The organism is Polaromonas sp. YR568 (assembly GCF_900116715.1).
Lineage (GTDB): Bacteria > Pseudomonadota > Gammaproteobacteria > Burkholderiales > Burkholderiaceae_C > Polaromonas.
Genome location: NZ_FPBM01000006.1, coordinates 149461 through 161998, shown reverse-complemented (window position 1 = coordinate 161998; position 12538 = coordinate 149461). Strand labels below are relative to the sequence as shown.

Genomic DNA, 12538 nt, shown 5'->3' with positions numbered 1-12538 from the left:
GGCATGAAAAACTCAGAGTTCATCATTGAGCAGTACCGCGGCAACAAGCTGGTCCGTTCCTTCACGCCGACCGGAAACCCAGCTTTGCCCTGGAGCATGAACGTCAACGGCAAGAGTTACGCCAGAACGAATGGGTGGGTTTTATCGAAGATATTGCCCACTCTGGTGGAGGGCTCCCGGGTCACGACCAGAGTTGTGCTCGCGGAATAAATCGCGTTAGGTCTCAGATGTCGAAGCAACGTCAACGTCATATTGGCCGGCAGCCCATGGAGGAATCGATTCGCCTGGCGCTGGTGGAATTTGTCGCCGACGCGGGTGAAGTCGATGTCCAGCGCATGCGTTACGACTGGAAGGAAAACGACGTTCTCATTCAGCTCCATCTGCACAAGCCGATTTCGGGTTTGACGCTGTTGTATTTCCGGCGTGAAATTGCGGCTATTTTGCGAAAAGTCGTCACGGACGGCGATCCACTTCAAGAGTGGCTTGTTGTCATTGATCACGCCGGTGAGAAAATTGGACGGGTCGCGCCATCTACCAATTTGGACGATATCGCGGATGACTGAGAAGCGCAGACCCGACCGGATAATTGACGCATATGCAAAAGCGCATCGACTTCCGTTGATCGCAGCTGGCCTTCGCCAGCCATCTTTACCTTAGCCAGCACATGAACACATTTCAGCCCGGGGACTACTACGAAGACTGTTTCTTCCATCCTTGTCTCTGCGTTGCAGTAGATGGTGAGGGCGGACTCACCGGAATTTCCCTGATCGACGGGTCATCGCCGCGGTCTTGTGACATCGTCCGTTGTGGTGTGCGAAAGCTGACGCTCGACGAAGTAATTCTCTGGAAAAAGAAAGGTCCGCAGAATGCTGATCATCCCTGGACACCGCTACCTGATAAACAGTGGTGGTGGCCGCGCCCCGTCGAGGGACTCAATCCAGCCATTGCGCTGGAGTTTCTCTTCGAGTCATCCCTGAACTACTTGCGCAATTTTGCGAAAGCGCAACTGGGAGACAGGATCATTGGTTGGTACGCGGCTGCGGGTAATTTCAACGACACTGGCCCTGGCTCTCCTGCTGAAGTGTCCTACCAGGTTCGCGGCTCGGCCGCGAGTGGCAGCGTCCGGGTCGAGGCCGTGAAGGAAGGTCGGCTCTGGCCTATTCAGAGCATTCATCTCACACTCGAAGGTCGGAATGAGCCGCTCGTCTTTGAAGGAGAGAAAGTGAGAGGATGTGGCCGCGCAGGCTAAGGTGACAATCGACACGGGCCCACCCAATCGGGAGGGCGCAACTGAGTAGGAATGACAATGACGCGCCGCTATTTCTTCACTACCGCCGTGACGATCCTGGTTGTCACAGCTATTGCCGGAGCGTATGTGGCCGGCATTCAGGTCGGCAGAGGCCAGGACAGGGAAGCATTTGGTCAGGTGCTTGCATCAGTCCAAACTGATCAAGGCTTCACAAAATTGCAACGCCTGCGTGAGTTTGAAAGCGAACTTTCTCGTGGTTGCGCGAAGGAGACACTCGCAAAGTTGCGGATCGACATTCAGATCCAGCTTGATGTCCTGGCTTCGTTCTATCAGGAGCACAAAGGCACCTGGGTCATGGACGACCTCGCTAAAAGAGATCCGGCGATCCTGGAGCAATTGAAGACCTTCAAGCCGCAACAAAACTTCTGGACGGAGCCGAAATGCACCTTATGAAACGTGTGCCTCCTAACTAGCCGTCCAGGTCGAAGGCCTGCGGCCCCGCCCGGCCATTTCAAGGATATATTTCCGGGACCCGATACCTACACACCACGGAGGATGGCATGAGCGACACAATTTGGGTACGCAGAAAGTCTCGAGTCGGCACTGATGATTCAGGCGACGACTACGACCACTCGCTTTTTTGCAAGGCTTCTGAACAACTGGACGAACTCGCCAAAACCCTGGGAGTGCGTGTGCTTTCAGACTTCATCGACACCACGGACATGCAGTACAACTTTTCCGAGGAAGACCTGCCTGAGTCGTGGATCGCCGAAAACGAAAAGTGGTTTGCACCTGCCGATGCGTTGCCCTCGCTCACGAAGCTCATCGAGCGTTTGAAAGCGGGCGAAGTGAAAGGTATCAAGGAAAAGCTGCGAGCCGGTCTTATTGAGGAACTTGAAGACTGCCTGGTCAAAGTATCCGAGGCCGAGAAAGAGGCAGATCAGTTCCATTTTTGTCTCGTGATGTGAGGCCTGTGGCCTCCGTCATCGATCAAACCACGCCATGAAAACATATCTGCTCCCGCTATGTGGCAGCCTGCTTGGCGGAGCGGTCACCTTCTGGATGTTCGCGGTGCTATTCACTACGCCTGTGACGCAGGCTTTTCCGAAGGTCTTGTTCCCGCTGGCCCTCGCGGCCGCGGCATCCTTTGCTTTGGCCCGGCTAGCCCCCAGGAAATGGAAGCTGCTTGCGGTTGCAGTCGCCCTTCCCACCCTGCTCCTGGCCGCTCTGCTGCTCATCGCCCTGTGGACGGAAGGTCGTAGCGACTGGCGCTGGGCCCTGGTCGCGGGTGCGGTACTGGCCGTTTGCATGGTTTCAGGCTGGCTTGCGCGCGCGAAGAATGAGAGTAGCGAGCGCGCCTGAAAATCCATGGCCTTTCCTACAACCGAACCGAAAGTCGAAGCAGCCGAGCGAGAGCTCGACGTGAAATTCCCACGCGAATACAGGGAGCGGCTCCTGGCGCGCAATGGCGGTGAAATCTCCACAGCCGGCGACGATTGGCAAGTCTTCCCGGTATTCGATTCAACCAGCCGCAAGACCGCGGGGCGCTCGGCAGGGCATGTAGTCCTCGAAACCATGAGCGCCCGAGCCTGGGAAGGTTTTCCCGCCGGCGCCGTCGCGATCGCCTCAAACGGCTCGGGCGACTACCTGGTCCTTATGCCAAAAGCACTTTCCGGCCAGTTGGACTGTCAAGTGCAAGTCTGGAATCATGAAACGCGCAAATGCACGCCCAGCCCGCTTCGTTATGACAATTGATCCTGAAAGCAAACTTACCCGGCAGGTCGAATGGTTCCATCAGTTCGCCGAACAGTCTGCCGGCCAGCTGGCAGCGCAGGCGACCGAAGAGAATCGCGCTCTGTTTAAACAGTACGTTATTGCCTGCTTGCCTGGTCACGATCCGCCAGAAGGCCAATCGCCGGAAGAGTTTGCGTGCAACGTTTTGGAGTTGCGAAAAAATGAAAGCGGATGGAACCAGGCCCTGATGTCAGCGTTGATCCGGGCCGACGATCTCTACAAGGAACAGGCATGGCAAAGCGCAGTCGCAACGCTGCAGTCATTCGCCGGGTCGTGTCCCTGGAAGCTTTTTTCAGAAGCAGCCAGAAACCAGGCCTGCAATTACAAATCGCACTAAACATGCAGCTCAAAGACTTCCTCCTCGCCTGAGGCTGGACAGATAAGAAATACGGCGGCTCACGTTACTGCAACGACCCCGCCACCACATTGATGCTGAGCGCCAGAATCAGCATGTTGAAACCGAAGGACAGCACGCTGTGGATCAGCGTGAGGCGGCGCATTTCGCGTGAGGTGACTTGTACGTCAGACACCTGCGACGTCATGCCCACAACGTGGGCGTAGTAAAGAAAGTCAAAGTAGTCCGGGTCCAGCCCACCGGGAAACTGCAGGCCCGGGCCATCGGGCTCTTTCTGCTTTTCTTCAAAGTAATAGCGGTGCGCGTAGCGGAAGGCAAAGATGGTCTGGATAAAGAGCCATGAGGCTGCCAGCGCCGCGATGGCCAGCGCGATGTGCAGGGTGCGCTCAATGCCCGTGAGGCTGCGTGACTGCTGCATCATGACCGTGATGGCGGCGACGCAGGCCATGGTGGCCAGCAGCATCAGCAAAAACAGCACCACACTGGGTTCGTCTTGCGCCTGGGCGCGTTCGCGGGTACGTTTGGCGTCAAAGCGCACGCACAACCACCAGGCCAGCCCCAGATAAATCGCCACACCCACACACCAGCCCAGCAGGCCGCGGAATTGCCACACGGTGGGCAACGGCACCGCCGCGGCGGCAAGCCCGGCCACCAGGCCGGCGATGAGGCGCTGCGGGGCGCTGGTTTCGGAAACATGTTTGCGCATGGCGCATTGTGAGGCCAGTAAGGCCTCAGCTTCAAGGCTGTGACTTGGGGCCCGCCACGGCCAACATCCCGCCAATCTTTGCGGGGCGTTTTGTATGGCTTTGTATCCGGCCCTCCCGCGGATACAGCCGCATGCGAAGAGGCCGCGCCCGCGACACAGCGCCGATACGAAGGGGCGGTTCAATCACTGAAGCCATCGCTAACCCTTGGCGAGCTTTACCCGAGACAGACCATGACCCTCCTGATCCTTGCCTTCCTGGGCGGTGTTCTCACCATCGTCAGCCCCTGCATTCTTCCTGTGCTGCCTTTTGTGCTGGCGCGTGCCGACCGGCCTTTTTTGAAGAATGGTTTGCCGATGTTGCTTGGCATGGCGCTGGCCTTCACTGGGGTGGCGACGCTGGCGGCTGTAGGTGGCGGCTGGGCCGTGCAGGCCAACGAATACGGGCGCTTCGCCGCGCTGGCGTTGCTTGCGGTGTTTGCCTTGACGCTGATGTTTCCCGGGCTGGCCGATCGCCTGGCGCGCCCGCTGGTGGCGCTGGGCGCACGGATCGCCGCCTCCAGCGACGGCGGAGCGCTCAAAGGCCATGCTTTTGCTTCGTCGCTGGTGCTGGGTGCGGCCACCGGCTTGCTGTGGGCGCCTTGCGCGGGGCCGGTGTTGGGCTTGATCTTCACGGGTGCGGCGATTCAGGGCGCCAACGTCGGCAGCTCGCTGCTGCTGTTTGCCTATGCGGGCGGCGCGGCCACGTCGCTGGCGCTTTCGTTGCTGGTGGGTGGTCGGGTGTACGCGCTGCTGCGGCGCTCGCTGGGCGTCAGCCAGTGGGTGCGGCGCGGCATGGGGGCTGCGGTGCTGACCGGTGTGGCGCTGATTGCGACGGGCCTGGACACCGGGCTGCTCAGCCAGCTTTCGCTCAGCAGCACCTCGAAGATTGAACAGTCGCTCATCGACACGCTGAGGCCGCAAGCGATGAGTCCGGCCGTTGTTGAAGCCGAAGCGCCCGCGCCGCAAGCCACGCCTCTTGTCGCCGCGAAGCTCGACATTCCGAACACCGCTCCAGCATGGAACGAAGCCACCCTTGCGCCGCTGGCAGGCGCCACCGGATGGATCAATTCACCAGCCCTGAACAGCGCAGACCTGCGCGGCAAGGTGGTGCTGGTGGACTTCTGGACCTATTCATGCATCAACTGCCTGCGCACCCTGCCCTTTATCCGGGCCTGGGCCGACAAGTACAAAGACGCCGGCCTGGTCGTGCTGGGCGTGCACTCGCCGGAGTTCGCGTTTGAGAAAAACGAGGACAACGTGCGCCGGGCGGTGAAGGACCTGGGCATCACCTATCCCGTTGCTGTCGACAGCCGGCATGCGATCTGGCGCGGATTCGAGAACCAGGCCTGGCCGGCGCTGCATTTTGTGGATGCGCAGGGCAAGCTGCGTCACCAGGTGCTGGGTGAAGGTCAGTATGAAGAGTCGGAGCGATTGATCCAGAAGCTGCTGGCGGAAGCGGGCAAGACCACCCACCCCAGCGGGCTCGTTGCAGTCCAGGGTGAAGGCGTGCAGGCCGCGCCGGGCAACCGCGTGCTGTCGGGGGAAACCTATGTCGGCCACGAGCGCGCAGCGGGCTTTGTGCCTGCGGGCGGGCTTCAGGCGGATGTCTCGCACCGCTATGAGCCCGTAGCCAGCCTGCCGTTGAACCGCTGGACGCTGGGCGGCGAGTGGACGGTGGAAGGCGAACGCGCTGTCGCTGCGGGCGGCGCGCGTCTGGCCTATCGCTTCCGTGCGCGAGACTTGCACTTAGTGCTGGGACGAAAAGCCGGCGTAAGCGCCGTGCGCTTTCGCATTCTGATTGACGGCAAGCCACCCTTGAACAGCCACGGCACGGACGTGGCCGCGGACGGCAGCGGCTTGATTGACGCCCACCGGCTGTACCAGCTCGTCAGGCTGCCGGCTGCGGCGGGTGACCACCTGTTTGAGATCGAGTTTCTCGACCCAGGCGCCCATGTGTATGCCTTCACTTTCGGCTGATCCGCTTCAGGCACAAGCACACAACTCCACCAACACACCATGAAAAAACTCTGGTTCGCCTTGACCTTCTTTCTGGGCGGCTTTGCGCACGAGCTGCGCAACCCGGTCAGCTGCCAATGCATCAACTCGCGGGCAGCGGTTGTCTGGCGGCTGGGTGGGCGGAAAAAGGCCGGCTAGGCGCGCCGCTTCACTGCGGCGCAAACGCCCTGAAAAGAGATTTGTACCGCAGTGTGTCGGGCTTCTCTCTGAGTACAGAACATTGCGTTGCCGAGACACCTGGGACACGCCGGCCCTTTGTAATTCATCTTGTGCTTCGGGATACAGAAGACCCTTTTTCAGATTGCATCCACGGCGCATTTTTCTGCTTTTTTCTTCAACTTTTCACAAAGGAAACACCATGAGCTCCATCATCACCATCGAAAAAGTCCTGTACACCGCCAAGACCCACACCACCGGCGGGCGCGAAGGCCAATCCCAAAGCTCCGACGGACGCCTGGACATCAAGCTGTCTTCGCCCGGCAGCACCGGCAAGGGCACCAACCCCGAGCAGCTGTTTGCTGCTGGCTGGTCAGCCTGTTTTATCGGCGCGATGGGGCTGGCAGCCGGCAAGATGAAGGTCAAGCTGCCCGACGATCTGGCTGTCGATACTGAGGTGGATCTGGGCACCACCGACGGCGCCTACTTTTTGCAAGCGCGCCTGAATGTCAGCCTGCCAGGTGTGGAGCGTGAAGTGGCCCGCGCCCTGGTGGATACCGCACACCAGACCTGCCCGTATTCCAAACTGACGCGCGGCAATATCAATGTGGTGATCAACCTGGTTTGAGCCCCTACGTAAAAAGCCGGCCTGCCCGTTTGACTGGGCAGGCCGGCTTTTTTGTTTCCGGATTTGCGGTGATGGCAGCTTCAGTGCTGCCATCGGTTTTCACACTTACTTCGCTTCGGCTGCGCGTTCGATCAGCTTGGCAACGGGCTCAGGCCGGGACACCATCACCACATGCGAAGCGCCTTTGACGACGACAGTCTGCTTCGAATGTGCGCGCTCGGCCATGAAGGCCAGGGCTTGCGGCGGAATGTTCTTGTCCTGGTCGCCGTAGATGAACCAGGAAGGAAGCGTCTTCCACGCGGGCGTGCCAGAGGCTTCATGCACCGCAGCCTCGGTGACGGGCCGCTGGGTGGCCGCCATCAGCCCGGCATCTGCCCTTGAAACATCCGAGGCGAACTGGTCATGGAATTTGTCTTGCTGGATGTAGAGGTCCTTGCCGCCGCCCGACAGCGCCACCGGCGCAGCCAGCGTGGGCCCCAGGGTGCTACCCGGGAACTTGCCCGAAAGGCCGAGCGCGTTCTCACCCGCTTCAGGTGCAAAGGCCGCCACGTACACCAGGGCCTTGACGTTGGCATTGCCGTTGGCTGCCTCGCTGATGACGGAGCCGCCATAGGAGTGGCCGACCAGCACCACGGGCGTTGGAATACTCGCCACCAGGTTGGAGACATAGTCAGCGTCACCCTTGACGCTGCGCAGGGGATTGGCGGCGGCCACAACGGGGTAGCCGTCTTTCTTGAGAATCCTGACGACGTTATTCCAGCTCGATGACTCGGCGAACGCACCGTGCACCAGCACGATGGTGGGTTTGGTTTGGGCAAAGGCGGTGGCGCTTGCCAGGGCGGTGGCGGCCAGTGCGAAGCCTGCGATGAGTTTTTTCATGTGATGTACGTTCTTTAAAAGTTAGGTGTTTGCCGGGCGCAAGCAGCGTCAGACCAGGTTGATTTCGACGCCGATGTTGCCGCGCGTGGCTTTGGAGTACGGGCAGATCTGGTGGGCGGCGTCGGTGATCTTGCGGGCTGCTTCACGGTCCATGCCGGGCAGGCTGACGTTCAGGCGGGCTTGCAGGAAGAAGGCGTCACCGGTGCTGCCCAGGTCGACTTCGGCATCCACCGACAGGTCGGCCGGCAAAGTGATCTTCTGGCTGGCCGCAGCGCGGCCCATGGCGCCGATAAAGCAGGCTGACCAGCCGGCGGCAAACAGTTGCTCGGGGTTGGTGCCGTTGCCGGCGCTGCCGGGGCGCGACAGCTTGATGTCCAGCCGGCCGTCGGAGCTGCGGGATTCGCCGTCACGGCCGCCGGAGCTGGTGTGGGTTTTGCCGGTGTAGAGCACTTTTTCGATCTGCGTCATGGTGATTCCTTGTCGAAATGGGTATTGAGTGGTTTTAAATCGCATCCGAATAGATCGGATGCGATTAATAATACCGCCAAAAACCCAAATGTCAACGCTTGCGATCAAATCGCATACGATATAATTAAAGCCATATGGACGTCACCATGGCCACCAGGACATCGTTATGAACCCCACTCCCACGCCTGTTAGCGCCGAGCCGCAAGACCGCAAGCTCTCCGACTACCTCTGCTTTGCGATCTATTCAGCCAACCTCGCCTTTGGCAAAGCCTACAAACCGATTCTGGAAGAGCTGGGACTCACCTACACCCAGTACATCACCGTGATCGCGCTGTGGGAGCAAGACAACCAGACCGTGAGCGGCCTGGGCGAAAAGCTGTTTCTCGAATCGAACACGCTCACGCCCATCCTGAAAAAGCTGGAGGGCATGGGCTACCTGAGCAGGCAGCGCGGCTCCGTGGATGAGCGCCAGGTGCTGGTCAGCCTGACAGATGCCGGTAGGCGCCTGCGTGAAAAAGGGCTGGGCATGAACCTGGCGGAGGCCTCGGGGTTGACGCCGGAAGAGTTTCCGCGCCTGCTCAACGCCGTGGCGACGCTGCGCGACAACCTGATCAAGGCGTCACAGGCGCGGAAGTAACTTCCGCGAATTTCCGCGCGCTTCTTCGTCAGGCGATCTCGGGCGGGTTCAGGTAAAGAGCCTGCTCGCCGGAGAGGCTCTGCTTCATTTGCCGGGTGAAGCTGTCGACAAGCACTTCTTCCTTGCCGGTTTCAATGCCGGTGAAAGCGGCCTCGGCCACCTGCTGCGGGCTGGTCTTCTTCATGTCGAAGCCCTTGGTCATGTCGGTATCTAGGAAGCTGACATGCAGGCCCTGCACAAAGGTGTTCTGGCCGCGCAGTTCAATACGCAGGGCGTTGGTGAAGCTCCACACGGCGGACTTCGAAGCCGAGTAAGACGCCAGCATGGGGCGAGAGAACCAGGTCGCGTCCGACAGCACATTGAGGATGGCCCCACCGCCGTTTTTGGCCAGTACGGGCGCAAAGGCCTGACTGAGCAGGATGGTGCCGTAGTAGTTGGTCTCAAAAATCTCGCGGCTGAAATCAACCATGGAGGCGTCAAGAACGCTGCTGTTCAGGCGCGCAATGCCTGCGTTGTTGACCAGCAAGGTGACGTCGCCGCATTGTTTTGCTGCCGCGGCAACCGATGCTGCGTCGGTGACGTCGAGTTTGACCTGAACGATGCCTGGCATGCTGTCGGCCGTGGGGTTTCGCACGCCCGCATAGACCTTCTTCGCGCCCCGCTTCAGGGCTTCTTGCGCAAAGGCCAGGCCCAGGCCGCGATTGGCGCCGGAGATAAATACGATGGAATTTTCAATCTTCATGTGATGCTTTCTGGTGAGCGCATGGAGCGCAGGAAATAGCGTGATGGCCAACAAGGTTGGCCTCTCGGAAGATTAGGGCGGCGGGCAGCGTTCGGAATGTCGAATAAGCCGCGTTTTGGGCCATCCTGCAGCCCCGGTGTTGCGGCCTGTCGCAGCCTATTCCGGCGCTGGGCCCGAAGAGAACGGCATCACCAGCCGCGCGGCCAGCCCGCCGCCGGGCCGGTTCGCCAGGCTGAGCCGTGCACCGATGGATGACGCCAGTTGCTGCGCGATGGCCAGGCCCAGGCCGGTGCCGCCTGTCTCGCGGTTTCTGGAGTTCTCTACGCGGTAGAAAGGTTGCAGCACCGCCTGCAGTTCGGATTCAGGAATGCCGGGCCCGCGGTCCAGCACGCAGATCTCGATCTCGCCCGGCGGATTGACCTGCACCGTCAGCTCGACCTCTTGCCCAAACTTGAGCGCGTTGTCGCTCAGGTTGGTCAGGATGCGCCGCATCGCCAGCGGCCGGCTCATCACCGGCTGGCCGACCTGCCCGCTCACGCGCACAGGTTTGCCAGCATCCTCGTAGTCGCAGCGCAAGGTATCCAGCAGGGCATCGAGGTCCACCCGGCGCGGGTTTTCGTCGGCGCCGTGCAGGCTGCGCGCATAGGTCAATGCCTCGCGCACCAGCGCCACCATCTCGTCCAGGTCGTGCTGCAGCTTGCCGCGCTGCTCTTCGTCATCCATCAAATCGGTGCGCAACCGCATGCGCGTGATGGGCGTCTGCAGGTCGTGCGAGATGGCGGCCAGGATTTGCGTGCGCTCCGTCAGGTAGCCGGCGATGCGCTGCTGCATGGCGTTGAACGCGGTGGAAGCGCGCGCGACTTCGGTTGGGCCGTTTTCGGGCAATGCTGTGCCTTTGAGGTCGGGGCCCAGCGCATCGGCCGCATTGGCGAGCCGCCGCAAGGGCTGCGTGGCGATGCGCACCGCAAAGAAGGCGCAGACCGCCAGCAGCGACAGTTGCAGCAGCAGCAACGCAGGCAACCACGGCGAGATCGGCATGGCCGCGGCCCAGAGGTTGATGGTGACGGGCGCGCCATCGCTAAGGCGCAGGTGAATGTGCACGCGTTTCGGGTCACCGGGAATCGCATTGACTGTCACGTTGTAGCGCTTGTCCACCGCATTGGCGATGGAGGCGCTGACCCGCTCGGCGATCTCATTGTCTGCGCCCTGCTCCGTGATGCCCCCGTCCAGCTGGTAGCGGTAGTTCTTGCGATCAATCAAGGGCAGCCAGGTGGCGCGTTCGGCCGCCGGCACCCTGTCCAGGATGGCGACGGAGCTGGTGATGTCTTTCTCCAGGTTGTCCAGCATCAGGTCGCGGCCCACCAGGCCCCGCTCGTACATCACCAGCAAATACGACATGGCCTGGGCGGCCAGGATGCCGAGCAACAGGATCAACATGAGGCGCGCAAAAAGGCTTCTCGGCCAGTGCAGCCAGGCTTGCGATTGCACGGTCATGCGGCCTCCGGCCGGGCCTGCACCGCGACTGAGAACACATAGCCTTCGCTGCGGACTGTCTTGATGTAACGCGGCTCGCGCGCTTCGTCCTGCAGGCGCTGGCGCAGGCGGCTTACCAGCAGGTCGATGGAGCGCTCGAAAAGCTCGGCATCGCGTCCTTGCGTGAGGTTGAGCAGCTGGTCGCGGTTGAGGACACGCTGCGGGTGGTCCAGAAAGACGCGCAGCAGGCGGTATTCGGCGCCGCTCAGGGGCACCAGTGTGCCGCTGGCGTCCACCAGATGGCGCCCGGTGGTGTCGAGCTGCCAGTCGCCGAAGGAGATCAGGTTCGAGGGCTCTTCCACCTGCAGATTAGGCGGCAGCATGCGTGTGCGGCGCAGCACCGAGCGGATGCGCGCCAGCAGCTCGCGCGCTGCAAAAGGCTTGGCCAGGTAGTCGTCGGCGCCCATTTCCAGGCCAAGGATGCGGTCTGCTTCTTCGTTGCGCGCGGTGAGCATCAGGATGGGAATGGCCTTGAACTTGCCGGCACGCAAATCCCTGCACAGGGTCAGACCGTCCTCGCCGGGCAGCATCAGGTCGAGCACGATCAGGTCGACGGCGACGTTCTCCAGGGCCGCGCGCATGTGGCGGCCGGATTCCACCTTGGTCACGCGCAGGCCGTTCTTCTCCAGGTAGCTGCCCAGCAGCTCGCGGATTTCGCGGTCGTCGTCGACGATAAGGATGTGGTCTGGCTGCATGGAAGGGTCCTGGAAAACGCGTGATTCCGGCATTTTGCGCTTCGGCTATGGCAAAGCTGCCTTACTGGGCCAGCAAAGCCTGGATGGTTTTTTCGGTTTCCTGGTAACGCCCCTCGCCGAAGTGGCTGTAGACGACCACGCCCTTTTTATCGATCAGATAGATCGCCGGCCAGTAGTTGTTGTTAAAGGCGCGCCACGTCGCGTAGCTGTTGTCCTGGGCCACCGCGTGCTTGATGCCCAGGCGCTCGATCGCCGACTGCACGTTTTTGGTCGACTTCTCGTAGGCGAATTCAGGCGTGTGAACGCCAACCGTGACCAGGCCCTTGTCTTTGTACTTTTCATGCCAGGACTTCACCGCCGGCAGGTGGTTCAGGCAGTTGATGCAGGTGTAGGTCCAGAAATCAATCAACACCACCTTGCCCTGCTGGTCGGCCATGCGCAGGGCTGCGGAGTTCAGCCACTGGTCAATGCCTGTGAACTCCGGCGCCACAGAGGGCGCGCGGCCCGTCGAGAAGAATGCCGAAGCATAAGGCGTTGCACATGCTGCGGCGGCTGCGGCCACAAATTGACGGCGAGAGGTCATGGTCAGTCCTTCAGAAGATGAATACGCAGCGGCATGCAAAGACACGGACCGCCGGGAT

19 protein-coding genes are annotated in these 12538 nt (G+C 60.8%); 12 read left to right on the top strand and 7 right to left on the bottom strand.

Translation table 11 applies throughout. From position 1 onward, the window contains the following. The first annotated feature begins 3 nt into the window (after nt 1–3). The 8 genes from BM408_RS14405 to BM408_RS14370 all read left to right on the top strand — a co-directional run bounded on the left by BM408_RS14405 (nt 4) and on the right by BM408_RS14370 (nt 3380). Nucleotides 4–210 carry a hypothetical protein gene (locus BM408_RS14405; RefSeq protein WP_092130554.1) on the top strand — a complete coding sequence of 69 codons (207 nt, stop codon included), beginning with the start codon at nt 4–6 and terminating at the stop codon, nt 208–210. Nucleotides 211–266: 56 nt separating this feature from the next. Further along, nucleotides 267–563 (top strand): hypothetical protein, encoded by a 297-nt coding sequence (locus BM408_RS14400; protein ID WP_092130553.1) that lies wholly within the window; start codon nt 267–269, stop codon nt 561–563. A gap of 101 nt (nt 564–664) precedes the next feature. Further along, nucleotides 665–1249 (top strand): Coa1/Tim21 domain-containing protein, encoded by a 585-nt coding sequence (locus BM408_RS14395; protein WP_092130552.1) that lies wholly within the window; start codon nt 665–667, stop codon nt 1247–1249. Between the two features lie 57 nt (nt 1250–1306). Then, on the top strand, nt 1307–1702 hold the full coding sequence (locus tag BM408_RS14390) for a hypothetical protein (protein ID WP_139237352.1): 396 nt from the start codon (nt 1307–1309) through the stop codon (nt 1700–1702). Nucleotides 1703–1809: 107 nt separating this feature from the next. After that, entirely contained in the window at nt 1810–2217 is a 408-nt protein-coding gene (locus BM408_RS14385; protein WP_092130550.1) for an NADPH-dependent FMN reductase family protein, read from the top strand. A 34-nt stretch (nt 2218–2251) separates the two neighbouring features. Further along, the gene (locus BM408_RS14380; protein WP_092130549.1) at nt 2252–2611 is read left to right on the top strand and encodes a hypothetical protein; all 360 of its coding nucleotides are present in this window, start codon (nt 2252–2254) and stop codon (nt 2609–2611) included. Nucleotides 2612–2617: 6 nt separating this feature from the next. Further along, complete coding sequence (locus BM408_RS14375; protein ID WP_092130548.1) at nt 2618–3004, top strand: SMI1/KNR4 family protein; 387 nt, start codon at nt 2618–2620, stop codon at nt 3002–3004. Then, nucleotides 2994–3380: a hypothetical protein gene (locus tag BM408_RS14370; protein WP_092130547.1), complete on the top strand. Its 387-nt coding sequence runs from the start codon at nt 2994–2996 to the stop codon at nt 3378–3380. The genes BM408_RS14375 and BM408_RS14370 overlap by 11 nt, the downstream gene beginning before the upstream one ends. A gap of 64 nt (nt 3381–3444) precedes the next feature. Here BM408_RS14370 and BM408_RS14365 read toward each other — a convergent pair whose 3' ends face one another. Then, on the bottom strand, nt 3445–4104 hold the full coding sequence (locus tag BM408_RS14365) for a DUF1345 domain-containing protein (RefSeq protein WP_092130546.1): 660 nt from the start codon (nt 4102–4104) through the stop codon (nt 3445–3447). 231 nt (nt 4105–4335) lie between these two features. Between BM408_RS14365 and BM408_RS14360 the strand changes: the two genes are divergently transcribed. From BM408_RS14360 to BM408_RS14355, 3 genes are all read left to right on the top strand, one after another. Continuing rightward, a complete protein-coding gene (locus BM408_RS14360) occupies nt 4336–6120 on the top strand; it encodes a cytochrome c biogenesis protein DipZ (protein WP_092130545.1) in 1785 nt (594 codons plus the stop codon). A 39-nt stretch (nt 6121–6159) separates the two neighbouring features. After that, nucleotides 6160–6297, top strand: coding sequence for a hypothetical protein (locus tag BM408_RS22955; protein WP_175541802.1), 138 nt, complete (start codon nt 6160–6162; stop codon nt 6295–6297). 220 nt (nt 6298–6517) lie between these two features. Next, nucleotides 6518–6943, top strand: coding sequence for an organic hydroperoxide resistance protein (locus BM408_RS14355; protein ID WP_371327018.1), 426 nt, complete (start codon nt 6518–6520; stop codon nt 6941–6943). A 105-nt stretch (nt 6944–7048) separates the two neighbouring features. Here the strand turns inward: BM408_RS14355 and BM408_RS14350 are convergent, their stop codons facing one another. Together BM408_RS14350 and BM408_RS14345 are read right to left on the bottom strand one after the other, a co-directional pair. After that, nucleotides 7049–7822 carry an alpha/beta fold hydrolase gene (locus tag BM408_RS14350; RefSeq protein ID WP_092130544.1) on the bottom strand — a complete coding sequence of 258 codons (774 nt, stop codon included), beginning with the start codon at nt 7820–7822 and terminating at the stop codon, nt 7049–7051. A 48-nt stretch (nt 7823–7870) separates the two neighbouring features. Next, nucleotides 7871–8290: an organic hydroperoxide resistance protein gene (locus BM408_RS14345; RefSeq protein WP_092130543.1), complete on the bottom strand. Its 420-nt coding sequence runs from the start codon at nt 8288–8290 to the stop codon at nt 7871–7873. Between the two features lie 166 nt (nt 8291–8456). Here BM408_RS14345 and BM408_RS14340 point away from each other — a divergent pair, with 166 nt between their 5' ends. Further along, the gene (locus BM408_RS14340) at nt 8457–8927 is read left to right on the top strand and encodes a MarR family winged helix-turn-helix transcriptional regulator (RefSeq protein WP_092130542.1); all 471 of its coding nucleotides are present in this window, start codon (nt 8457–8459) and stop codon (nt 8925–8927) included. A gap of 28 nt (nt 8928–8955) precedes the next feature. Here the strand turns inward: BM408_RS14340 and BM408_RS14335 are convergent, their stop codons facing one another. The 4 genes from BM408_RS14335 to BM408_RS14320 all read right to left on the bottom strand — a co-directional run bounded on the left by BM408_RS14335 (nt 8956) and on the right by BM408_RS14320 (nt 12480). Further along, on the bottom strand, nt 8956–9669 hold the full coding sequence (locus BM408_RS14335; RefSeq protein WP_092130541.1) for an SDR family oxidoreductase: 714 nt from the start codon (nt 9667–9669) through the stop codon (nt 8956–8958). 156 nt (nt 9670–9825) lie between these two features. Continuing rightward, nucleotides 9826–11106: an ATP-binding protein gene (locus tag BM408_RS14330; protein ID WP_254774819.1), complete on the bottom strand. Its 1281-nt coding sequence runs from the start codon at nt 11104–11106 to the stop codon at nt 9826–9828. Nucleotides 11107–11159: 53 nt separating this feature from the next. Next, complete coding sequence (locus BM408_RS14325; RefSeq protein WP_092130539.1) at nt 11160–11897, bottom strand: response regulator; 738 nt, start codon at nt 11895–11897, stop codon at nt 11160–11162. 61 nt (nt 11898–11958) lie between these two features. Continuing rightward, the gene (locus BM408_RS14320; RefSeq protein WP_092130538.1) at nt 11959–12480 is read right to left on the bottom strand and encodes a thioredoxin family protein; all 522 of its coding nucleotides are present in this window, start codon (nt 12478–12480) and stop codon (nt 11959–11961) included. Nucleotides 12481–12538 lie beyond the last annotated feature (58 nt).